We start from the raw sequence: 20,021 nt of genomic DNA, 5'->3' as shown, positions 1-20,021 counted from the left end.
GTGTGGGCCCACTACTCTGGATGCGTGACTATTCGCCTGTACGACACCAGCGCCCGGCAGATCCGCGACTTCACCCCCCTCATGCCGGGTTGTGTCTCGATCTACCTGTGTGGCGCCACCGTGCAGGCCGCCCCGCACATCGGGCACATCCGCTCGGGGCTGAACTTCGACATCCTGCGCCGCTGGTTCGCCTATCGCGGCTATGACGTCACCTTCATCCGCAACGTCACGGACATCGACGACAAGATCATCCAGAAGGCGGCCGAGCAGGGCCGCCCCTGGTGGTCCATCGGGTACGAGAACGAGCGGGCCTTCAACGACGGCTACAGCGCCCTCGGCTGCCTCCCGCCGACGTACGAGCCGCGTGCCACGGGCCATGTCACCGAGATGGTCGAGATGATGCGCACGCTCATCGAGCGCGGGCACGCCTACGAGGCCGACGGCAGCGTCTACTTCGACGTCCGCTCGTGGCCTTCGTATCTGGAGCTGTCCCGGCAGGATCTGGACGAGATGCGCCAGCCCGCCGAGGAGGGCATCACCGGCAAGCGGGACCCGCGCGACTTCGCCATGTGGAAGGCCGTCAAGCCGGGTGAGCCGAGCTGGGAGACGCCGTGGGGCCCGGGACGTCCCGGGTGGCACCTGGAGTGCTCCGCCATGGCGCACAAGTACCTGGGGTCCTCCTTCGACATCCACGGCGGCGGCCTCGACCTGATCTTCCCGCACCACGAGAACGAGATCGCCCAGGCCAAGGCGTTCGGTGACGACTTCGCCCGGTACTGGCTGCACAACGCCTGGGTCACCATGAGCGGCGAGAAGATGTCCAAGTCGCTGGGCAACTCCGTGCTCGTCAGCGAGATGGTCAAGCAGTGGCGCCCCATCGTGCTGCGCTACTACCTCGGTACGCCGCACTACCGCTCGACCATCGAGTACAGCGAGGAGTCGCTGCGCGAGGCCGAGTCCGCGTTCGCCCGTATCGAGGGCTTCGTGCAGCGGGTCGTGGAGAAGGCCGGCCGGGTCGAGCCCGCCGCCGAGGTGCCGCCCGCCTTCGCCGAGGCCATGGACGACGACCTCGGTGTGCCGCAGGCGCTGGCGGTCATCCACACGACGGTGCGCCAGGGCAACAGCGCGCTGGCCGCCGACGACAAGGACGCCGCCGTCGCACGGCTCGCCGAGGTGCGGGCCATGCTGGGCGTCCTCGGGCTCGACCCGCTCGACGAGCAGTGGGCCGGCGAGAGCGACCGGGGCGACGATCTGCACGGGGTCGTCGACAGTCTCGTACGCCTGGTCCTGGAGCAGCGCGAGTCCGCTCGCGCGCGCAAGGACTGGGCCACCGCGGACGCCATCCGGGACCAGCTCGGCCAGTCCGGGCTGGTCATCGAGGACAGCCCGCAGGGCCCGCGGTGGAGTCTCGGAGCCCGCTAGAACACCGCGAATGTGCCGCTCGGGGCTCCGGGCGGCACACTTGCACTGACGTACGTACACCAACGCACCACTAAGACAGGTAGGTCATGGCCGCGAACAACCGTCGCATGTCCGGTAAGAAGGGCGCGCAGGTCGGCAGTGGCGGCAAGCGACGCCGGGGCCTGGAGGGCAAGGGCCCGACTCCGCCCGCCGAGATGCGCAAGGGGCACGCCAAGCAGCGCGCGGCGCAGGCGAAGGCCCGGCGCGCCCAGGGGCGCGCACCGCAGCGCCGGGGCGGCGGCAAGTCCGCCTCCGAACTGGTCGTCGGCCGTAACCCGGTCTACGAGGCACTGCGCGAGGGCGTGCCCGCCTCCACGCTGTACGTGCAGCAGTTCATCGACAACGACGAGCGGGTGCGCGAGGCGCTGCAGCTCGCCGCGGAGCGCGGCGGCATCAACCTGATGGAGGCCCCGCGTCCCGAGCTGGACCGGATGACCAACGGGCTCAACCACCAGGGCCTCGTCCTGCAGATCCCGCCGTACGAGTACGCCCACCCCGAGGACCTCGCCGACGCCGCCGCGGACGAGGGCGAGGACCCGCTGATCGTCGCCCTCGACGGGGTGACCGACCCGCGCAACCTCGGTGCCGTCGTGCGGTCCGTCTCCGCCTTCGGCGGGCACGGTGTCGTCGTGCCCGAGCGGCGTGCGGCCGGTATGACCGCCGGTGCCTGGAAGACGTCCGCCGGTACGGCCGCCCGGACGCCGGTCGCCCGCGCGACGAATCTGACGCGGGCGCTCGAGGCGTACAAGAAGGCCGGGATCGTCGTCGTCGGCCTGGCCGCCGACGGGGACGTGGAGCTGCATGAGCTGGACGCCCTCGGCGGGCCGGTGTGCATCGTCGTCGGCAGCGAGGGCAAGGGGCTGTCCCGGCTCGTGGGGGAGACCTGCGACTACCGGGTGCGCATCCCGATGCCGGGCGGAGCGGAGTCGCTCAACGCCGGTGTCGCCGCGGGCATCGTGCTCTACGAGGCCGCGTCCCGCCGCAGGGCCTGAATGTCTGTTCGCTGATATCGCCCACACGGGGGATTACGGGCTGTCCGGACAACCTTGACGGGGTCCGGACAGATCCACGCGGTCAAGGCAGTGTCCTATCTCGGCGTCACTCGGTTAGATGAGTGTGGACACCAGAACACCCCGCACACCCACGGGGGACCGCTCGTCGGGTTACGACGACGCTCCCGCGCTGAGCATGGTGAAGGTGCCGAGCGATCCGGCGCAGATCATCGTGAGCCACGCGAGCTTCCGCGTGCAGTTGGGTGCGTCGTCCGTGCGCACCCGGTCCCCGCGGATCGCGCGGCACTTGAGCGCCGGCCAGGACACCGCGCGCGTGCCCGCCGCCGCGGCCGCCGGGGCCGCCCGCCGCCGACCCGTCGTCTGGAGCGGCAGGTCCGACCCCGACGACACCGGCGCCCACCGCCTGCTCCAGGCCGTGCGGGCCGGCAGCGTCGGCCACGCCGAGCCCTCCGCCGGCGACGCCGGAGCCACCCAGGTGCTGCCCCGCGTCGCGCCCGGCCACGAGGGCTACGTCGGCTACGACGACCTGGATCAGACCGTCGAGACGCCCGTCGTCGGCGCCCAGCGCACATCCGAGGACGCCGCGGGCACCCGCCTGCTGCCCGCCATGCGCAGCGTCGGCAGCGTCTACGACGAGCCCGGCGACCCCGGATACGGCGACCCCGGATACGGCGATCGCGGATACGGCGATCGCGGGTACGGCGGCTTCGGCGAGCGCGACGAGGACAGCGGCGAGACGGACGTCCGTGGCCGGCGCCACGGCGACGACCCGGCGCGGCACGCGTACTACCCGCACCGCCGCATGAACCTCGGCGTCGTCCTGCTCCCGCTGCGCATCTTCCTCGGCTTCATCTCCATCTACGCCGGCATGGGCAAGCTGTGCGACCCCGTCTACTTCGACGGCGGCAAGCGCGGCTCCATGGTCAAGTGGCTCAACACCCTGCACCCCTGGGAGGTCGCCGAGCCGCTGCGCCAGTTCGCCCTCCACCACCCGGTCGGCTCCGGCCTGGTCATCGCCTTCCTCCAGGTGGTGGTCGGCGTGCTGACCGTGCTCGGCTGCTGGCAGCGGGTCGCGGCCGTGTTCGGCGCTCTGCTGTCGGCCGCGCTCATCGTCACCGTCAGCTGGAAGACGGTCCCCGTCTACGACGCCCCCGACATCATCTACCTCGCCGCCTGGTCCCCGCTGATCATCGCCGGCGCCCCCGTCTACTCCGTCGACGGCCGCCTCGCCGCGAGCGCCTGGCGGCGGCTCGGTCCGCGCTCCGACATCTGGGAGCTGCGGCGCTATGTGCTGCGCCGCGGCGCGCTGATCACCGCGGTCGTCACCGGGCTGACCCTGCTCGTCGGTTCGCTGCTGGGCGGTGCCGTGCGCGACGCCGACCGGGTCGTCGCGCCCGGGCCCGGTGAGCCCCCGCGCAACGAGCTGCCCGGCTCGCCGCTGCCGCAGCGGCCCGGTGAGCACACCCGGCGGCACACGCCGTCGGCGTCCGCCGCGCCGACCCGGGGCGCGGCCTCCTCCGGCCCCAAGCACGAGAAGCACAAGCCGGGGGCGACGCACTCCTCGGGTACGGCGAGCACCGGCACGCCCAGCCAGACGCAGGGCACCGGCGGGCAGGCGCCGTCGCGGCACTCCTCGCCGACCGGTCAGGGCCCGAGCACCAGTTCCGGGCCGACCTCCGGGGGCGGCACGTCGGGCGGCTCCGGGTCGTCGGGCGGCAGCGGCGGCGGCTCCGGGTCGTCCTCGTCCGGTGGTTCCGGCTCCTCCTCCGGCCAGTCCGGCCTTGTGGGCGGCCTGTTGGGGTAACGGGGCCGGTGGGCGACATGCTCGGGTAGCCCACCGGCCGAATCCTCCGACGATCCTTCGGCCGACCCGGCGGCCGGTACGGCGATGGGGCTCCGCGTGCGGTGTGCGGAGCCCCATCGGCGTGCGGAGCGGTGCGGTGCGGTGGTCGCGGCGCGGGCGCGGCCCGCGTGGTGCGGTGCGGCGTAGTGCGATGGCGGGTGTGTGGGGGTGTGCCCGGCCGTGCGGGCGTGTGCCGCGGTGGCGGGCCTGGTTCGCCCTGCCGGCGTGCGTGCGTGCGTGTGCCGCGGTGGGCCGCCGTGCCGTCAGCGGCCCAGGGCCGCCAGTTCCTTGGCCGCCTCGGTCAGGTCCTTCGCCGTGTCGATCGCCCGCCAGTAGGCGCCCTGGGGGATCGGGAAGCCGGCCAGGCGGCGTTCCCGGGCCAGGTGCGGGAACGTGGTGCGTTCGTGGTCACCGCGCTCGGGGAGGAGGCCGGCGAAGGCCGGGGAGAAGACGTAGACGCCCGCGTTGATCTCGAACGTGGACGGCGGGGCCTCGATGAAGTCGGTGATGTGGCCGAAGCCGTCGGTCTGCACGGCGCCCCACGGGATGCGGGGGCGGGCGAGGGCGAGCGTCGCCATGGCGTCCCGCTCGGTGTGGAAGTCGGCCATGTCCCGCAGCGAGAAGCGGGTCCAGATGTCGCCGTTGGTGGCGTACCAGGGCCGGTCCGGGTGCGGCAGGTGCGCGGCGGCGAACTTCAGGCCGCCGCCACGGCCGAGGGGCTCGGCCTCCACGACGGTGGTCACCCGCACGGGCAGGTCGGCCGACCGGAGCCACTGCTCGAGCACGTCGGCGAGATGGCCGCAGGAGACGACCACGTCGGTGACGCCCTCCTCGGCGAGCCAGGTGAGCTGGTGGCCGATGATGGGCGTGCCCGTCCCGGGGATCTCGACCATCGGCTTGGGCCGGTCGTCGGTGTAGGGGCGCAGCCGGGAACCTTGGCCTCCGGCCAGGATGACGGCTTGGGTGGGGCGGGTCAGGGCGTGCGGATGGGTCATGCCGGAAGACTACGGCGGGGTGCCTGCGGCCGGCTGTGCGGGTGCCCGCGGTGCCCGCGGTGCCCGCGGTGCCCGCGGTGCTCGCGGTGCCCGGTGCCGGTGCGTTGCGGCCGGTCGTCGCCCGTCCGCGGGTGCGTGGGTGGTTGCTCGCGCCGTTCCCCGCGCCCCTTTTTGTGCCTGCGGCGGCCCGTTGCCGTCCGTGGGCGGTTGCTGCCGCGCCCGCGGCGCGTGGTGAGCCGGGGCCGCGGCGGGGGGTGTCCGTCCTCGGTCCGGCCGCCCGTTTCCGACGGGCTCAGCGTGTGCCGGTGCCGGACGCTGCGGGCGGACACCCCCCACCACGTCCCCTCCCCGCCGTACGCGGGTGCGGAGGACGCCGTGGCATGCGCTGCGGGCGTCAGCTGTGGGCCGCCAGGACGCCCGAGGCGTACGACGTGTCGCAGACCGGGCGGGCGAAGGACTGCGCGCGGGACGGGCCGTAGATGCGGACGGCGGCGCGGCCCAGGGCCCGGGCGATGGAGGTGCAGTGCTTGGCCAGTGAGGGCTTGTCGTTGACGACCTGCTGGAGGTGGGTGAGGGCGATGCCGGGGTCCTTCTGCTGGAGCTCGGTGAGGAGCTGGTCGCGCAGGAGGTCCTGCGGCGCACGGGGGGCGGAGTTCTTGGCGTCCGTCGCGCCCGTCACGTCGGTGGCGGTGAGCACCGAGTCCGAGGGGTTCCCGGACCAGTTGACCCGGGTGACCGCGAGGGTCCCGGAGAGCACCAGGACGACGGGCAGGACGAGGGCGAGGGAGCGGCCGATGCGGCGGGCGGGGCCCCGGTGACCGCGTCGCGTCTGTTGGGTGGTGGAGTGCTTCACGCGTGTGAGGGTAGCGCCCGGTAATGATTTGGCGACATTTAGTCACCTGTTCGGGGGACGGCGGAGGGGGGATTTTGCGGTAGCGAGTTGACGTACGGCGGTCGAAAGGGGGGTTTTGCCGGGGTATTTGTCGACAACGAAAAGGGCCTCGCTCCGGTTCGCGGGGCCCTCGTCGTCAACCTGGGTGAATCATGCGGCGGAGGATCAGTCCGACAGGCGCGCGCCCGTCGACGTGGAGAACACGTGGGTCTCGCCCGAGCGCGGCACGACGTGCAGCGTGCTGCCCTTCTCCGGCACCTCGCGGCCGCCCACGCGGACCACGAGCTCCTTGGACTCGGCGCCGACCTTGGCGGTGCCGTAGACGAACGCGTCGGAGCCCAGCTCCTCCACGACGTTCACGGTGACCGCGACACCGAGGTCGGAGTCGGGGCCCGCCACGTCGAAGTGCTCGGGCCGGACGCCGACGGTGACGGTCTTGTCGGTGGCGGCGGCCAGCGCGTCGCGGTCGACCGGCACGACGCTGTTGCCGAACTTCACTCCGCCGTCGGTGATCGGGACCTCGACGAGGTTCATCGCCGGGGAGCCGATGAAGCCGGCCACGAAGAGGTTGGCGGGCCTGTCGTACATGTTGCGCGGGGTGTCGACCTGCTGGAGCAGACCGTCCTTGAGGACCGCGACGCGGTCACCCATGGTGAGGGCCTCGACCTGGTCGTGGGTGACGTAGACCGTGGTGATGCCCAGACGGCGCTGGAGGGAGGCGATCTGGGTACGGGTGGAGACGCGGAGCTTGGCGTCCAGGTTGGACAGCGGCTCGTCCATGAGGAAGACCTGCGGCTCGCGGACGATCGCACGGCCCATCGCCACACGCTGGCGCTGACCGCCGGACAGGGCCTTCGGCTTGCGGTCCAGGTACTCGGTGAGGTCGAGGATCTTCGCGGCCTCCTCGACCTTCTGCCGGATCTCCGCCTTGTTGACGCCCGCGATCTTGAGCGCGAAGCCCATGTTGTCGGCGACCGTCATGTGCGGGTAGAGCGCGTAGTTCTGGAACACCATGGCGATGTCCCGGTCCTTCGGCGGCAGATGCGTCACATCGCGGTCGCCGATGCGGATGGCGCCGCCGTTGACGTCCTCCAGGCCGGCGAGCATCCGCAGGGAGGTGGACTTGCCGCAGCCGGACGGACCGACCAGGACGAGGAACTCCCCGTCGGCGATCTCGATGTCCAGGGCGTCGACGGCGGGCTTGGTGGAACCCGGGTAGATCCGGGTCGCCTTGTCGAACGTGACAGTGGCCATGGTGAATGGGCCCCCTTCTACCGGCAGGAACGTGCCGGACGATCCGTTGTAGGAAGGTGGTTGGTGTAGTCCACGCAGGTGAACTGGCACAGGACGGTACCTGGCGTTCACCTGGTCTGTCAGTAGGCGAGCCCCTGTGAACTTCGCGGAAATTTTCGATCGGGGCGCCGCGGAGGGTGGGTACACTGCACGGGCGTGTCCGCGCCGCGCGCGGACCCGGGCCTCCTTAGCTCAGCTGGTTAGAGCACCGCTCTTGTAAAGCGAAGGTCGTCGGTTCGAATCCGACAGGGGGCTCCGCTGGGCCCAGGTCGGTTGTGCCGGCCTGGGTCTTTGTCACTTCGTGGCCAGGTTGTTCAGGGCCTCGTCCGTCAGGCGGTATACCGTCCACTCGTCCTGGGGGCGGGCGCCTAGGGCGTCGTAGAAGCCGATCGCGGGTTCGTTCCAGTTGAGGACCGACCACTCCAGGCGCTGGTAGCCGCGCCGGGTGCAGATGCGGGCCAGTTCCGTGAGCAGGGCCTTGCCGTGGCCGCCGCCGCGGGCCTCGGGGCGTACGAAGAGGTCCTCCAGGTAGATGCCGTGCGTTCCGCGCCAGGTGGAGAAGGACAGGAACCACAGGGCGAAGCCGACCGGCTCGCCGGTGTCGTCGTCCTCGGCGATGTGGGCGAAGGCGGCCGGGTGGTCGGAGAAGAGCGCGTCGTGGAGCTGGGCGGGGGTCGCCCTCGCTTCCTGCGGGACCTTCTCGTAGGTGGCGAGTTCCCGGATCAGGGTGTGGATGACGGGGACGTCGGCGGGGGTGGCGGGGCGGATCATCGGGGCTCTTCTCGTCAGGGGTGGGCGGGCGGGCGCAAGCGGCGGGCGATCTCGAGTTGCTCCGGGTCCAGGGGGCGGCCGTCCTCGATGTCCCACAGGGCGTTCTGCAGGAGGCGGCCCAGGGTCCACGCGCGGGCGCGGTCCCGGTCGAGGCCCATGACGGCGGTCATCGCGTCGAAGCGCCACCGCACGTCGTCGGGGTCGTAGCGGTTGTCCAGGGCCGGCCAGAGTTCGAAGCCGGGGTCGCCGGCCAGGGGTTTGGGGTCGATGGCGAGCCAGTCGGCGCGGTCGGCGGCCAGGACGTTCTCGTCGTGCAGGTCCCAGTGCAGCAGACGGTCGCCGGGTTCGGCCACGACCTCGCGTACGGCCGCGGCGCAGTCGGCGACGATCCGGCGGGCCTCGGGGTCGGGGATGCGGGGCAGCGCCCCGGGGGTGCGGTCGAGCATGCGCCGCGCGATGTCGTCCAGGCGGCGCAGGCCGGGCGGGGCGGGGGTGGCGTTGAGGTGGGCCAGCAGGGCGGCGATCACCTCGACCGCCTTGTGGACGTCGGGGTGGTGGGCGAGCATGCGGGTGGCGTCGAGGCGTTCCAGCAGCATCGTGCCGGTGGGCTCGTCGTGGTCGAGGAGGCGTACGGCGCCGTCGCCGTCCCACAGGCGCAGGGCGACCGGTTCGCCCGCGCTCTCCTCGTCGAGGAGCTGGAGCTTGAGGACGGCGCGCAGTCCGTCGGCGCGGACGACGGGCAGGACCAGGGCGCACACGCCGTACATCGAGGGGCCGTCCAGCGTCAGCTGCCAGCGGCCGAGGAAGTGAGCCGCCAGTTCCGGCAGGCGCGCGACGAACGCGCGGCCCGCCTCGCCGTTGTACTCCGCCTGTGACGCCGCCAGCTCGTCCGGAATGTCGATCACCGATCGGACGATACTGCTGTGCGTGAATCGGCTCATGCGAATTACGCGGGGTCTGCGCCGGGTCGGGGCCTACGTCCGCAGCGCGCCGGGGACGTACGTCTGGCTGGGGATCCTGTTCGTCACCACGGTCGCCCTGCACCACATGTCGCCGGAGTTCGAGCGCGAGTTCCTGCGGCAGCGCTCGACGAACCTGGAGGAGCTGTCGCAGAACCCGGTGCGGGTGCTCATCGCCAGCGCGATGTGGATCGACGGGGGCCGCTGGCTGCCGTACGCGGTGCTGTACAGCGTGTTCCACGCGCCGGCCGAGCGATGGCTGGGGACGGCGCGCTGGCTGGTGGTGTGTGTGGCGGCGCATGTGCTGGCCACGCTGCTCAGCCAGGGGGTGCTGCTCGTCGCGATCCGCCGCGGGCTCGCCCCGCACTCGGAGGCCGACGCGCTGGACATCGGGGTGAGTTACGCCCTGGCGGGTGTGGTGGGCGTGCTGACGTACCGGATCCCGGGGCCGTGGCGGTACGTGTACCTGTTCGCGGTGCTGGTCTTCTACGGCCTTCCGCTCGCGTCCGGGCCGACCTTCACCGACCTCGGCCACTTCGCGTCCGTGCTGATCGGGCTCGCCTGTCATCCGCTGACCCGGGGGCGGGAAATTCCACGGAATCCGAAGGAGACAGGGGTCACTCCGGCGGGTTAACGTCCGCTTCCATGAGCAGCACTGTCGTGAACGGCGGCATCTCCTTCTGGTACGCGGACGACGGCCTTCCCCCCGTGCGGGAGCCGCTGCCCGGTGACACCTCCGCCGACGTGGTGATCGTCGGCGGCGGATACACGGGTCTGTGGACGGCGTACTACCTGAAGAAGGCCGCTCCTTTCCTGCGGGTCGTCGTCCTCGAGCAGAAGTTCTGCGGATACGGCGCCTCCGGGCGCAACGGGGGCTGGCTCTACAACGGCATCGCCGGCCGCGACCGGTATGCGAGGCTGCACGGCCGCGAGGCGGCGGTGCGGTTGCAGCAGGCGATGAACGACACCGTCGACGAGGTGATCGCGGTCGCCGAGGCGGAGGGCATCGACGCGGACCTGCACAAGGGCGGTGTGCTGGAGGTGGCCACCACTCCGGCCCAGCTGGCCCGGCTGAAGTCCTTCCACGCGGCAGAGGCAGCCTTCGGGGAGAAGGACCGTGAGCTGTACGGCGCGCGGGAGACCGTGGAGCGGATCCGGGTGGCGGGCGCGGTGGGCTCGACCTGGACGCCGCACGGGGCCCGGCTGCACCCGGTGAAGCTGCTGAAGGGGCTCGCGGCGGCGGCCGAGGCGCTGGGGGTGGTCATTCACGAGTCGACGCCGGTGACCGAGATCAAGCCCAAGCACGCGGTGACGCCGTACGGGACCGTGCGGGCGCCCTATGTGCTGCGCTGCACGGAGGGGTTCACGGCGTCGCTGAAGGGGCAGCGGCGGACCTGGCTGCCGATGAACTCCTCGATGATCGCCACCGAGCCGCTGAGCGAGGAGCAGTGGGCGCAGATCGGCTGGGACGGCCGGGAGACGCTGGGCGACATGGCGCACGCCTACATGTACGCGCAGCGCACCGCCGACGGGCGGATCGCGCTGGGCGGGCGCGGGGTGCCGTACCGCTTCGGCTCGCGGACCGACAACGACGGGCGGACCCAGGACGCGACGATCGCGGCGCTGCGGGAGATCCTGGTGCAGTTCTTCCCGTCGCTGGCGGGGATCGGCATCGCACACGCCTGGTCGGGCGTGCTCGGCGTGCCGCGGGACTGGTGCGCCACGGTGACCCTGGACCGGTCGACGGGGCTGGGCTGGGCGGGCGGTTACGTGGGCTCGGGCGTCGCCACCACCAACCTGGCCGCGCGGACGCTGCGTGACCTGGTGCAGCAGGACTCCGGGCAGGGCGGGCGCACCGACCTGACCGAGCTGCCGTGGGTGGGGCACCGGGTGCGCAAGTGGGAGCCGGAGCCCTTCCGGTGGGTGGGCGTGCAGGGGATGTACGCCGTGTACCGGGCGGCGGATCGCCGGGAGCGTACGACGCACAGCGCCGAGTCCTCCCGGCTGGCGCGGCTGGCGGACCGGGTGGCCGGACGGCACTGACGAGAGGGGGGCACCGGCTCCGGTGCCGGTGTCCTGGCGGGGGTTCCGTCAGGGCACTGGTGCCGGCCGGTGTCCTGGCCGGGTTCCGTCAGGCGACCGACTCCGGTACCGGTGTCTGCGCGGGCGCCCCGTGGGAGGGCGGGCGGACGGTGACCATCAGGCCCGCCACCAGCCCGGCGAGGAGCATGACCGCGGCCGCGCACCAGATCGCGACCGTGTAGCCGTGGACCACGCCCTCGCGGATGACCAGTGCCCGCTGGCCGGGGTTCGTGAGGTGGGCGGTGATCCAGGTGGCGCTGCTGGTGGTGGCGACGGTGTTCAGCAGCGCCGTACCGATGGAGCCGCCGACCTGCTGGGAGGTGTTCACGGTCGCCGAGGTGACGCCGGAGTCCTGCGGGGCGACACCCGCGGTGGCCGTGGAGAACACCGGCATGAAGGTCAGGCCCATGCCGAGGCCCATCAGCAGCAGCGCGGGGAGGATCTCCGTGGTGTAGGAGGAGTCCACCGTCATCTGCGTGAGGATCACCATGCCGCCGGCGGCGAGGACCATCCCGGGCACCATCAGCATGCGCGGCGCCACGTGGGGCAGCAGGCGGGCGGAGATCTGGGTGGAGCCGACGATGATCGCGGCGGTCAGCGGCAGGAAGGCCAGGCCGGTGCGGACGGGCGAGTAGCCGAGGATGACCTGGAGGTAGTAGGTCATGAACAGGAACAGCCCGAACATGCCGATCACCGCGAGCATCATGGTCAGGAAGCAGCCGGCGCGGTTGCGTTCCTTGATGATGTGCAGCGGGAGCAGGGGGCTGCGGGCTCGCGTCTGCCACCAGACGAAGACGGCGAGCAGGACGACACCGGCCGCGAACAGGGCGAGGACCAGCGGGTCGGTCCAGCCGCGGGGCTGGGCCTCGCTGAAGCCGTAGACGATCGCCACCAGGCCGCCGCAGCCGAGGACGACGCCGGGCACGTCGAGGCGCACATCGGCGTGGCCGGGGCGGTCGTGCAGCAGGGTGAGCGCGCCGACGACGGCGACGACGGCGATGGGCACGTTGACGTAGAGGCACCAGCGCCAGTTCAGGTACTCGGTGAGCAGCCCGCCGACGATGAAGCCGATCGCGGAGCCGCTGCCGGCGAGGGCGCCGTAGATGCCGAACGCCTTGCCGCGTTCCTTGGGATCGGTGAACGTCGTGGTCAGCAGGGACAGCGCGGACGGGGCGAGGACGGCCGCGAAGACGCCTTGCAGGGCGCGGGCGCCGAAGAGCATGCCGGCGCCGGTGGCGGCGCCGCCGAGCGCGGAGGCGGCGGCGAAGCCGACCAGGCCGAAGACGAAGGTCCGTTTGCGGCCGACGAGGTCGGCGATCCGGCCGCCGAGCAGCAGCAGCCCGCCGAAGGCGAGGGTGTAGGCGGTGATCACCCACTGCCGGTTGGCGTCGGTCATGCCCAGGTCGCGCTGGGCGGAGGGCAGCGCGATGTTCACGATGGTGGCGTCGAGGACCACCATCAGCTGGGCGAGCGCGATGATCACCAGGCCCCACCAGCGGTGCGGGTCGGCCCCCGTCGCGGGTTCGCCTGTTCGGGTGACAGTCACCCGGTCAGAAGACCACGAATCGGGAGGTATCGCATCCCGGGATGTGTGGTGCCGCTTCATGGCTCCAGAACCACCTTTCCGGTCGTACGCCGGGTCTCGAGGGCACGGTGCGCGGCGGCCGCCTCGGCGAGCGGGAAGCGCTGGACAGCCGGGACGAGACGGCCCGCGGCGCCCTCGGCGAGGGCGCGCAGTTCGAGGGCGCGCAGGGGGTCGGGGCTGCCGGTCCGGGCGAGCATCGCCGGGCCGAGGACCTGTTCGGAGACGCCGTCGACGAGGTACGGGCCGCCCTCGCGGATGCCCTGCGCGGACCAGCCGAAGACCAGATGCCGGCCGCCGGGGCCCAGCAGGGCGACCGCCTCCCGGGCCGCGTCGCCGCCCACGCCGTCGAAGACGACGGTGGCGGGCCGGCCGCCGAGGGCGGCGCGGACCTTGTCCGGCCAGGCGGCGTCGGTGTAGTCGACGGCGGCGTCGGCGCCGTTCGCCTGGACGCGGGCGGTCTTGTGCGGCCCGCCCGCGAGCCCCACGACGGTGGCGCCGGCGTTCCTCGCGTACTGGACCAGGAGGGTGCCGATGCCGCCGGCGGCCGCCAGGACGACGGCCACGGAGCCGGGGCCGAGGTCGTCCGCGAACTGGGCGATCCCCATCGCCGTACGGCCCGTGCCGATCATGGCGACCGCCTGCGCCGCGTCGAGGCCGTCCGGGATCTCGTGCAGCCGGGCCGCGTCGGTGACGGCCAGCTCCGCGTAACCGCCGGGCGCGAAACCGAGATGGGCGACCACGCGCTTGCCGAGCCAGGACCGGTCCACGCCGTCGCCGAGCGCGTCCACGGTGCCCGCGACCTCGCGGCCCGGGACGGTCGGCAGGGCCGGCAGCTCGGGCAGGGGGCCCCGCACGCCTTCGCGCAGGGCTGTGTCGAGGAGGTGCACCCCCGCGGCGGCCACGGCGACACGGACCTGGCCGGGCGCGGGCACCGGGTCCGCGACCTCTTCGTGGGTCAGGTTCTCGGCGGGACCGAAGGCATGAAGACGGATCGCGTGCATGGAGGTACCCCGTTCGCTGTGTGGTCGGACGCAGCCCACTCTTCGACCTCAAGCGCGCTTGAGGTCAAGCGTGCGCCGGGGTCCCGGCGCCGGTGACACGGCCGTCGGCGCGCTGGGGAGGGAGACCTCCGACAGCACGCCGGGCGCGGCGATCCGGCCGGTCACGTTCGCGTCCTCGCAGGTCGGGGTGATTGTCAGTGGCCGGGTGCAGCATGGGGGCATGGCAAGGGGAACGCGTGGCGGGACGGGCGTGAAGGCGGCGCGGCGGCCGGAGGTACGGCTGCCGCAACTCGAGCGGTACGACAAGGAGGGGCTGGAGCCCGACGGGGACTACGACGGCCTGGAGTTCGCGGCCGTGGACCTGACCGGTGAGGACGGCGCGGGCGCCCGCTTCATGGACTGCGCGCTCAGAGGCTGCGCGCTGGACGGGACACGGCTGCACCACGCCCGGGTCCTGGACTCGGTGCTGTCGGACGTACGGGGCGTGGGCACGGACCTGGCGGAGTCCACCCTGCGGGACGTCGAGCTGACCGACCCGCGCCTGGGCGGCGTCCAGTTGCACGGCGCGGTCCTGGAGCGGGTCCTGATCCGTGGCGGCAAGATCGACTATCTCAACCTGCGCGGCGCCCGTCTGCGGGACGTCGTCTTCACCGGCTGCGTCCTGGTGGAGCCGGACTTCGCGCGCGCCCGCCTGGAGCGGGTGGAGTTCACCGACTGCGCGATCAGGGGCGCGGACTTCACCGGCGCGACCCTCACGGACGTGGACCTGCGCGGCGCGAGCCCCCTGGACATCAGCCACGGCCTGGAGACCATGGCCGGCGCGGTCGTCAACACGCCCCAACTCCTGGATTTGGCGCCCCAGCTGGCGGCGGGCCTGGGCCTCAGAGTGCAGGACTGAGAGCCCGCGACCGCACCGGCCGCCGCAGGCGTTCGCGGCTCACCCGCCGAGCAACCCGCGCAACGACTCGATCGTCCGGCGCCGCATCGTCAGGAACGCCAGCCACGACCCGTCGCTGTAGTGCACCCGGAACCGGGCCATCAACTGCAACCGGGGCCGTCGCTCGACACGCACCACCCACGCCCGGGGGACCTCCCACACGGGCGCGCCGTCCGTGGTGCGCACCAGGCCGACCCGCTGATCGGTGACCCGCATCAGCAGCGCACCCGAGGTCGCCGGCAGCTGCCCGGCGACGCTGCCGGCGCCCCCGCTCGCGGCGCCGATGTGCTGCGTCAGGTGGTCGCCGAGCTGTCCGCCCAGCCTGCCGTGGCCGTGGACGTTCAGCTTGACGCCCTTGGCGCTCTTCACGGGCACGACGACGTGATGGGCGAGAAGCTGCTCGCCGGGCGCCAGTCCGGTGAGCGCGGAGCGTTCGTGGAGGGACATGGGCATGACCATAAGGGAGTGATCACCGGGCAGCCCTCCGGGGAAGGGCGAGGGCGGTTCAGGACACCCGCGGGAACCGCGCCTGGAGGGTCCAGATCGCAGGGTTCTCCGCGAGGTCGTCGTGCATGTCGCACAGATCGGCGATCAGGTCGTGCAGGAAGTCCCGGGCCTCGCGGCGCAGTTCGGTGTGGGAGAAGGACAGCGGCGCCTCCTCGGCCGGCACCCAGTCCGCGGTGATGTCCACCCAGCCGAAGCGGCGCTCGAACAGCATCCGGTCGGTGGACTCGGTGAAGTCCAGCTCCGCGCGCTGCGGCCGGGCGGCGCGGGAGCCGGCCGGGTCGCGGTCGACGCGCTCGACGATGTCGCACAGCGCCCACGCGAAGTCCAGCACCGGAACCCATCCCCAGGCTGTGGACAACTCCCGGTCGGACTTGGTGTCGGCGAGGTACACGTCCCCGCAGAACAGGTCGTGGCGCAGGGCGTGGACGTCCGCGCGTCGGTAGTCCGTCTGCGGCGGGTCCGGGAAACGGGAGGAGAGGGCGTAGCCGATGTCGAGCACCAGCCGATGGTGTCACGCCCGCCCCCGAGAACCGGAGCCACCCGAACCGCCCGCCCTGCCGGCGTCCGGGCCGCCGGTCCCAGCCACCCGCCCTGCCTGCGCCCGAGCCGCCGGCCCCAGCCGCCGGCTTTCCGCGCCGGCGCCACCGGCTCTCCGCGCCGCCGGGCCACCGGCCCCGACCGCCGGCCCTCCGCGCGCCCGGGCCACCGGCCCCGACCGCCCCGCTCCCCGCGCCCGGCCCCCGGGGCCAACCATCCGCCCCCCACCCCCCCCCGCGCCCGAACGCCGCCCGGCCCCGCCGAACCCGTGGCCCGCCGCAGCGGTCTGTCAGGGTGACACCCCGACCACCATAGGATTCCCGACGTGTCCCGACATGCGCCCGTCGTCCCCGCGCTCCTGCTGACGCTCGCCCTGTCCGCCTGCACCGGCGGTGGCGGTGGCGGTGTCGAGGGCACCCCGGGCGGCGCCGGGCTGCGCGACCCGTACTTCCCGAAGGCCGGCAACGGCGGCTACGACGTCAGCCACTACGCCCTGACCCTCGCCTACGACCCCGGCGCCCGCCGCCTCACCGGCCGCGCCGAGATCACCGCCCGCGCCACGCAGGACCTGTCCGCCTTCGACCTCGATCTCAAGGGCCTGACCGTCGAGGACGTCACCGTCCAGGGCGCCGGCGCTCTGTTCAGCCGGGCCGGCCAGGAGCTGACCGTCCGCCCGCGCGACGAGATCCCGCGAGGGAAGACCCTGCGGGTCGTGGTCCGCTACTCCGGCACCCCCGAGACGATCGTCGACGCGGACGGCTCGAAGGAGGGCTGGCTGTACACGAAGGACGGCGCGCTGGCACTGGGCGAGCCGGTCGGCTCGATGGCCTGGTTCCCCGGCAACCACCACCCGTCCGACAAGGCGTCGTACGACATCACCGTGACCGTGCCGAAGGGTCTGACGGCCGTGTCCAACGGGGAGCCGGCGAGCCGGAGCACCCGGGACGGGCACACCACCTTCCACTGGCACACCGCCGAGCCCATGGCGAGCTACCTCGCCACCCTCGCCATCGGCCGCTACGACGTGCGCACCGGGACCGTCGGCGAGGACCGGCTGCCGGTCTACACCGCCGTCGACCCGGTGAGCGCGCAGGACAGCAGGGCCGTCCTGGCGAAGCTGCCGGAGGTGATGGACTGGCTGCGGCTCAACTTCGGCCCGTACCCGTTCTCCTCGACCGGAGTGATCGTCGAACGGGAGGAGGACTCGACGTACGCGCTGGAGACGCAGAACCGTCCCGTCTTCCCCGGCGCCCCGGACACCCCGACCTTCGTCCACGAGCTGGCCCACCAGTGGTTCGGCGACTCGGTCACGCCGAAGACCTGGCGGGACATGTGGCTCAACGAGGGCTTCGCGACGTACGCGGAGTGGCTGTACGCGGAGGACCACGGCGGGCAGAGCGCCCAGGAGCGCTTCGAGGAGCTGTACGACCACGGGGAGGAGGAGTTCGAGGACCTGTGGGACTTCCCGCCGGGCAAGCCGAGCAGCGCGGCCGTGATCTCCGCGGACCCGGTCTACCAGCGCGGGGCGATGGTCGTGCACAGGATCCGGCAGACCGTCGGCGACGACGCCTTCTACGACCTTGTGCAGGGCTGGGCGGCCGCCCGTCGGCACTCCAACGCCTCCACCGCAGACTTCATCGCCTACGTGGAGGAGCAGGCCCCGGACAAGGACTTCTCCGGCATCTGGCGGGACTGGCTGTACGGCGACGGACGGCCGGACCACCCGTGAGGAACGCTCACGAGAGCGGCCGCCCCTGAGGCGAAGTCAGGGTCGCGTCGGCGCAGCGGTACGGGCGCGCGGGGTGTCATACCGTCAGCTGTTTGCGCAGCACGGTGCAGGCGCGGCCCCGTTGGAGGTCGGGGCGGTGGTCGATCGCCTCGTAGCCGAGGGAGGTCCAGAAGGCCAGCGCCTTGGGGTTGTCGGCGAGGACGGCGAGCCGGACGGCGCTGCGTCCCGCGTCGCGGAAACGGTCCTCCACCGCCGTGGCGAGGCGGCGGCCGTGGCCCTGCCGCTGCACGTCCGCGTCGACCATCAGCAGCCCGATCCACGGGTCGGGGTCGGCCGGGTCGGGGTGGTGCGCGAGGGTGATGACCACGCCGACGAGCCGGCCCCGGCTGCGGGCCAGCAGCACCTCCGTGCCCGGGCGCGCCGACTCGTCGGCCAGCGCGGCCGCCACCTGCTCGGGCCGGATGTCGTCCGGGTCCGGGAAGTCGCCGCTGAGGGCCTGGAACTCGCGCTGGGACGCGTACAGGGCGGTGAGTTCGGTGAGCAGCGGGGCGGGGATGTCGTGGTCGGCGGTGCGGGGGAGGGGTTCGAGGATCATGACGGGACCGTAATGCGCCGAAGCCCCCGGCGCTCGGCCAGGGGCTTCGTCACGCGGGGCCGCGGGATCAGACGTTGACGCCGAAGTCCTGGGCGATGCCGACCAGGCCCGAGGCGTAACCCTGGCCGACGGCGCGGAACTTCCACTCCGCGCCGTTGCGGTACAGCTCGCCGAAGACCATGGCCGTCTCGGTGGCCGCGTCCTCCGACAGGTCGTAGCGCGCGATCTCGGCGCCGCCGGCCTGGTTGACGATGCGGATGTAGGCGTTGCGGACCTGGCCGAAGTTCTGGCCGCGGTTCTCGGCGTCGTAGATGGAGACCGGGAAGACGATCTTGTCGATGTCGGCCGGGAGGGCGGCGAGGTTGACGTTGATGGCCTCGTCGTCGCCGGCGCCCTCGCCGGTGCGGTTGTCACCGGTGTGGACGATGGAGTTGTCCGGGGTCTGCTTGTTGTTGAAGAAGACGAAGTGGGCGTCGGAGTAGACCTTGCCCTGGCCGTTGACCGCGATCGCGGACGCGTCGAGGTCGAAGTCGGTGCCGGTGGTGGTGCGGACGTCCCAGCCCAGGCCCACGGTGACGGCGGTCAGGCCCGGAGCCTCCTTGGTGAGCGAGACGTTGCCACCCTTGGACAGGCTTACTGCCATGGTCGGGAGTCCTTCCTCGATGCGCTGTGTGTACGAGGCTTCGCACTGGGGACGAAGCTACCGTCATCCCTACGAACGTCGCGGCCCGGTGGATGGTTCCAGCCCGCTTTACCTTTTTTACCCGACGGGAAATGGGATGACGTGGACCGGGTCCTGCCGGGAACATGGACCCCATGTCCGGTCCCCATCTCATCCGCGGTTCCGTCGCGCTCCCCGAGGCCGAGCTGATGTGGCGCTTCTCGCGGTCGTCGGGGCCCGGCGGACAGCACGTCAACACGTCCGACTCCGCCGCCGAGGTCCGCTTCGACCTCGCCCGCACCGAGGCGCTGCCCGAGGTGTGGAAGCGGCGTGCGCTGGAGCGGCTCGGGCCGCGGCTGGTCGACGGGGTGCTCAGCGTGCGCGCCACCGAGCACCGTTCGCAGTGGCGCAACCGGGAGGCCGCCGCGGTGCGCCTCGCGGCGCTGCTCGCGGAGGCGACGGCTCCGCCGCCGAAGCCGCGCAAGCCGACGCGGGTGCCGCGCGGCATCAACGAACGCCGGCTGCGCCAGAAGAAGCAGCGCGCGGAGACCAAGCGGGGGCGCACGGGCCGGGACTGGACGGGGTAGAGGGATCCGCGGGCCGGCGGCGAGCGGCCTGCGCCCGCCGTCCGGTCCGGCGTCAGCCGAGCTCCAGCACCCCCACCGTCTGATCCCCGCTCACCTCGCCGGTCGTGCGGAAGCCCAGGCCCAGGTAGAAGGCCTCCGGGCCGTCGGGGCCGGGGTGCCAGCTGACGTACATCTCCTCGGTGCCCCGCCGGCGCAGTTCCTCCGCCACCGCGCGGACCGCGAAGCGGCCGTAGCCGCGGCCCTGGGCGTCGGCCGCGATGTTGAGGCGCCACAGGCCCGAGCGGTGCTCGCTGCCGTCGCCGTGCCAGTCGATGCCGAGGAAGGCCATCAGGAAGCCGACCGGCCGCTCACCGTCGACGATCAGGCGGGGCCACGCCACGCCCTCGGGGTGGACGTACGCCTCGGCGAGGGACTGCACGACCGGTGAGACCGCGTGTTCCTGGTCGGGGCGGACCCGGATGCCCACGGCGGCGTCGAAGGTATGCGGGGTGATCTCCTCGAGATGGGTCATCGCCGCACCCTAAGGACGCCGCACGGCCCCGGGCGAGGGCTTTTCGGGCGTCGGCCCGGCCG

The 20,021-nt window shown here is 72.5% G+C and carries 20 protein-coding genes and 1 tRNA gene; 9 read left to right on the top strand and 12 right to left on the bottom strand.

What is annotated here, in order from left to right; translation table 11 throughout:
* Positions 1 to 24: 24 nt before the first annotated feature.
* The 3 genes from cysS (at position 25) to AB0E88_RS18695 (ending at position 4,278) form a co-directional block, all read left to right on the top strand.
* The gene (gene cysS, locus AB0E88_RS18705; protein WP_361631570.1) at positions 25 to 1,422 is read left to right on the top strand and encodes a cysteine--tRNA ligase; all 1,398 of its coding nucleotides are present in this window, start codon (positions 25 to 27) and stop codon (positions 1,420 to 1,422) included.
* Positions 1,423 to 1,508: 86 nt separating this feature from the next.
* Positions 1,509 to 2,453, top strand: coding sequence for a 23S rRNA (guanosine(2251)-2'-O)-methyltransferase RlmB (gene rlmB, locus AB0E88_RS18700; protein WP_361631568.1), 945 nt, complete (start codon positions 1,509 to 1,511; stop codon positions 2,451 to 2,453).
* A 118-nt stretch (positions 2,454 to 2,571) separates the two neighbouring features.
* Positions 2,572 to 4,278 (top strand): DoxX family membrane protein, encoded by a 1,707-nt coding sequence (locus AB0E88_RS18695; protein ID WP_361631566.1) that lies wholly within the window; start codon positions 2,572 to 2,574, stop codon positions 4,276 to 4,278.
* A gap of 302 nt (positions 4,279 to 4,580) precedes the next feature.
* Here AB0E88_RS18695 and AB0E88_RS18690 read toward each other — a convergent pair whose 3' ends face one another.
* From AB0E88_RS18690 to ugpC, 3 genes are all read right to left on the bottom strand, one after another.
* A complete protein-coding gene (locus AB0E88_RS18690; protein ID WP_361631564.1) occupies positions 4,581 to 5,312 on the bottom strand; it encodes a nucleotidyltransferase family protein in 732 nt (243 codons plus the stop codon).
* Between the two features lie 394 nt (positions 5,313 to 5,706).
* Positions 5,707 to 6,165 (bottom strand): hypothetical protein, encoded by a 459-nt coding sequence (locus AB0E88_RS18685; RefSeq protein ID WP_361631562.1) that lies wholly within the window; start codon positions 6,163 to 6,165, stop codon positions 5,707 to 5,709.
* Positions 6,166 to 6,369: 204 nt separating this feature from the next.
* The gene (gene ugpC / locus AB0E88_RS18680) at positions 6,370 to 7,458 is read right to left on the bottom strand and encodes a sn-glycerol-3-phosphate ABC transporter ATP-binding protein UgpC (protein ID WP_361631560.1); all 1,089 of its coding nucleotides are present in this window, start codon (positions 7,456 to 7,458) and stop codon (positions 6,370 to 6,372) included.
* Positions 7,459 to 7,678: 220 nt separating this feature from the next.
* Here ugpC and AB0E88_RS18675 point away from each other — a divergent pair.
* Positions 7,679 to 7,752, top strand: a tRNA-Thr gene (locus AB0E88_RS18675).
* A gap of 39 nt (positions 7,753 to 7,791) precedes the next feature.
* Here AB0E88_RS18675 and AB0E88_RS18670 read toward each other — a convergent pair.
* Entirely contained in the window at positions 7,792 to 8,268 is a 477-nt protein-coding gene (locus tag AB0E88_RS18670) for a GNAT family N-acetyltransferase (protein WP_361631558.1), read from the bottom strand.
* Between the two features lie 14 nt (positions 8,269 to 8,282).
* On the bottom strand, positions 8,283 to 9,173 hold the full coding sequence (locus tag AB0E88_RS18665; protein WP_361631556.1) for an aminoglycoside phosphotransferase family protein: 891 nt from the start codon (positions 9,171 to 9,173) through the stop codon (positions 8,283 to 8,285).
* Positions 9,174 to 9,207: 34 nt separating this feature from the next.
* Here AB0E88_RS18665 and AB0E88_RS18660 point away from each other — a divergent pair, with 34 nt between their 5' ends.
* Together AB0E88_RS18660 and AB0E88_RS18655 are read left to right on the top strand one after the other, a co-directional pair.
* Positions 9,208 to 9,861, top strand: a complete 654-nt coding sequence (locus AB0E88_RS18660; RefSeq protein ID WP_361631554.1) for a rhomboid-like protein — start codon at positions 9,208 to 9,210, stop codon at positions 9,859 to 9,861.
* 11 nt (positions 9,862 to 9,872) lie between these two features.
* A complete protein-coding gene (locus tag AB0E88_RS18655) occupies positions 9,873 to 11,270 on the top strand; it encodes an FAD-binding oxidoreductase (RefSeq protein ID WP_361631552.1) in 1,398 nt (465 codons plus the stop codon).
* A gap of 88 nt (positions 11,271 to 11,358) precedes the next feature.
* Here the strand turns inward: AB0E88_RS18655 and AB0E88_RS18650 are convergent, their stop codons facing one another.
* Positions 11,359 to 12,855, bottom strand: a complete 1,497-nt coding sequence (locus AB0E88_RS18650) for an MFS transporter (RefSeq protein ID WP_361631550.1) — start codon at positions 12,853 to 12,855, stop codon at positions 11,359 to 11,361.
* 56 nt (positions 12,856 to 12,911) lie between these two features.
* Positions 12,912 to 13,895 (bottom strand): zinc-binding dehydrogenase, encoded by a 984-nt coding sequence (locus AB0E88_RS18645; protein WP_361631548.1) that lies wholly within the window; start codon positions 13,893 to 13,895, stop codon positions 12,912 to 12,914.
* 220 nt (positions 13,896 to 14,115) lie between these two features.
* Between AB0E88_RS18645 and AB0E88_RS18640 the strand changes: the two genes are divergently transcribed.
* The gene (locus AB0E88_RS18640) at positions 14,116 to 14,793 is read left to right on the top strand and encodes a pentapeptide repeat-containing protein (protein ID WP_361631546.1); all 678 of its coding nucleotides are present in this window, start codon (positions 14,116 to 14,118) and stop codon (positions 14,791 to 14,793) included.
* A gap of 39 nt (positions 14,794 to 14,832) precedes the next feature.
* On the opposite strand, the gene AB0E88_RS18635 is transcribed toward AB0E88_RS18640, so the two are convergent.
* Together AB0E88_RS18635 and AB0E88_RS18630 are read right to left on the bottom strand one after the other, a co-directional pair.
* The gene (locus AB0E88_RS18635) at positions 14,833 to 15,279 is read right to left on the bottom strand and encodes a hypothetical protein (RefSeq protein ID WP_361631544.1); all 447 of its coding nucleotides are present in this window, start codon (positions 15,277 to 15,279) and stop codon (positions 14,833 to 14,835) included.
* Between the two features lie 58 nt (positions 15,280 to 15,337).
* Positions 15,338 to 15,838, bottom strand: a complete 501-nt coding sequence (locus AB0E88_RS18630) for a hypothetical protein (protein WP_361631542.1) — start codon at positions 15,836 to 15,838, stop codon at positions 15,338 to 15,340.
* A 363-nt stretch (positions 15,839 to 16,201) separates the two neighbouring features.
* Between AB0E88_RS18630 and AB0E88_RS18625 the strand changes: the two genes are divergently transcribed.
* Positions 16,202 to 17,605 (top strand): M1 family metallopeptidase, encoded by a 1,404-nt coding sequence (locus AB0E88_RS18625; RefSeq protein WP_361631541.1) that lies wholly within the window; start codon positions 16,202 to 16,204, stop codon positions 17,603 to 17,605.
* A 76-nt stretch (positions 17,606 to 17,681) separates the two neighbouring features.
* Here AB0E88_RS18625 and AB0E88_RS18620 read toward each other — a convergent pair whose 3' ends face one another.
* Entirely contained in the window at positions 17,682 to 18,200 is a 519-nt protein-coding gene (locus AB0E88_RS18620) for a GNAT family N-acetyltransferase (protein ID WP_361631540.1), read from the bottom strand.
* A 67-nt stretch (positions 18,201 to 18,267) separates the two neighbouring features.
* Positions 18,268 to 18,843: a TerD family protein gene (locus tag AB0E88_RS18615; RefSeq protein WP_031170907.1), complete on the bottom strand. Its 576-nt coding sequence runs from the start codon at positions 18,841 to 18,843 to the stop codon at positions 18,268 to 18,270.
* A gap of 164 nt (positions 18,844 to 19,007) precedes the next feature.
* On the opposite strand from AB0E88_RS18615, the gene arfB reads away from it, so the two are divergent.
* On the top strand, positions 19,008 to 19,448 hold the full coding sequence (gene arfB / locus AB0E88_RS18610; RefSeq protein ID WP_361631539.1) for an alternative ribosome rescue aminoacyl-tRNA hydrolase ArfB: 441 nt from the start codon (positions 19,008 to 19,010) through the stop codon (positions 19,446 to 19,448).
* Between the two features lie 52 nt (positions 19,449 to 19,500).
* Here the strand turns inward: arfB and AB0E88_RS18605 are convergent, their stop codons facing one another.
* Positions 19,501 to 19,959, bottom strand: a complete 459-nt coding sequence (locus AB0E88_RS18605) for a GNAT family N-acetyltransferase (RefSeq protein WP_361631537.1) — start codon at positions 19,957 to 19,959, stop codon at positions 19,501 to 19,503.
* Positions 19,960 to 20,021 lie beyond the last annotated feature (62 nt).

The sequence above is a fragment of the Streptomyces sp. NPDC028635 genome, from assembly GCF_040637635.1.
GTDB lineage: Bacteria > Actinomycetota > Actinomycetes > Streptomycetales > Streptomycetaceae > Streptomyces.
Note: the sequence above shows the minus strand (reverse complement) of the source record. Positions and strands in the feature narration are given on the sequence as shown.

Bases quoted from the DNA above. Each gene is read 5' to 3' on its own strand.
- rlmB (WP_361631568.1), top strand. From the start codon at position 1,509: ATGGCCGCGAACAACCGTCGCATGTCCGGTAAGAAGGGCGCGCAGGTC.
- AB0E88_RS18695 (WP_361631566.1), top strand. From the start codon at position 2,572: ATGAGTGTGGACACCAGAACACCCCGCACACCCACGGGGGACCGCTCG.
- AB0E88_RS18690 (WP_361631564.1), bottom strand. From the start codon at position 5,312: ATGACCCATCCGCACGCCCTGACCCGCCCCACCCAAGCCGTCATCCTG.
- ugpC (WP_361631560.1), bottom strand. From the start codon at position 7,458: ATGGCCACTGTCACGTTCGACAAGGCGACCCGGATCTACCCGGGTTCC.
- AB0E88_RS18670 (WP_361631558.1), bottom strand. From the start codon at position 8,268: ATGATCCGCCCCGCCACCCCCGCCGACGTCCCCGTCATCCACACCCTG.
- AB0E88_RS18660 (WP_361631554.1), top strand. From the start codon at position 9,208: ATGCGAATTACGCGGGGTCTGCGCCGGGTCGGGGCCTACGTCCGCAGC.
- AB0E88_RS18655 (WP_361631552.1), top strand. From the start codon at position 9,873: ATGAGCAGCACTGTCGTGAACGGCGGCATCTCCTTCTGGTACGCGGAC.
- AB0E88_RS18645 (WP_361631548.1), bottom strand. From the start codon at position 13,895: ATGCACGCGATCCGTCTTCATGCCTTCGGTCCCGCCGAGAACCTGACC.
- AB0E88_RS18640 (WP_361631546.1), top strand. From the start codon at position 14,116: ATGGCAAGGGGAACGCGTGGCGGGACGGGCGTGAAGGCGGCGCGGCGG.
- AB0E88_RS18635 (WP_361631544.1), bottom strand. From the start codon at position 15,279: ATGTCCCTCCACGAACGCTCCGCGCTCACCGGACTGGCGCCCGGCGAG.
- AB0E88_RS18620 (WP_361631540.1), bottom strand. From the start codon at position 18,200: ATGATCCTCGAACCCCTCCCCCGCACCGCCGACCACGACATCCCCGCC.
- AB0E88_RS18615 (WP_031170907.1), bottom strand. From the start codon at position 18,843: ATGGCAGTAAGCCTGTCCAAGGGTGGCAACGTCTCGCTCACCAAGGAG.
- arfB (WP_361631539.1), top strand. From the start codon at position 19,008: ATGGACCCCATGTCCGGTCCCCATCTCATCCGCGGTTCCGTCGCGCTC.
- AB0E88_RS18605 (WP_361631537.1), bottom strand. From the start codon at position 19,959: ATGACCCATCTCGAGGAGATCACCCCGCATACCTTCGACGCCGCCGTG.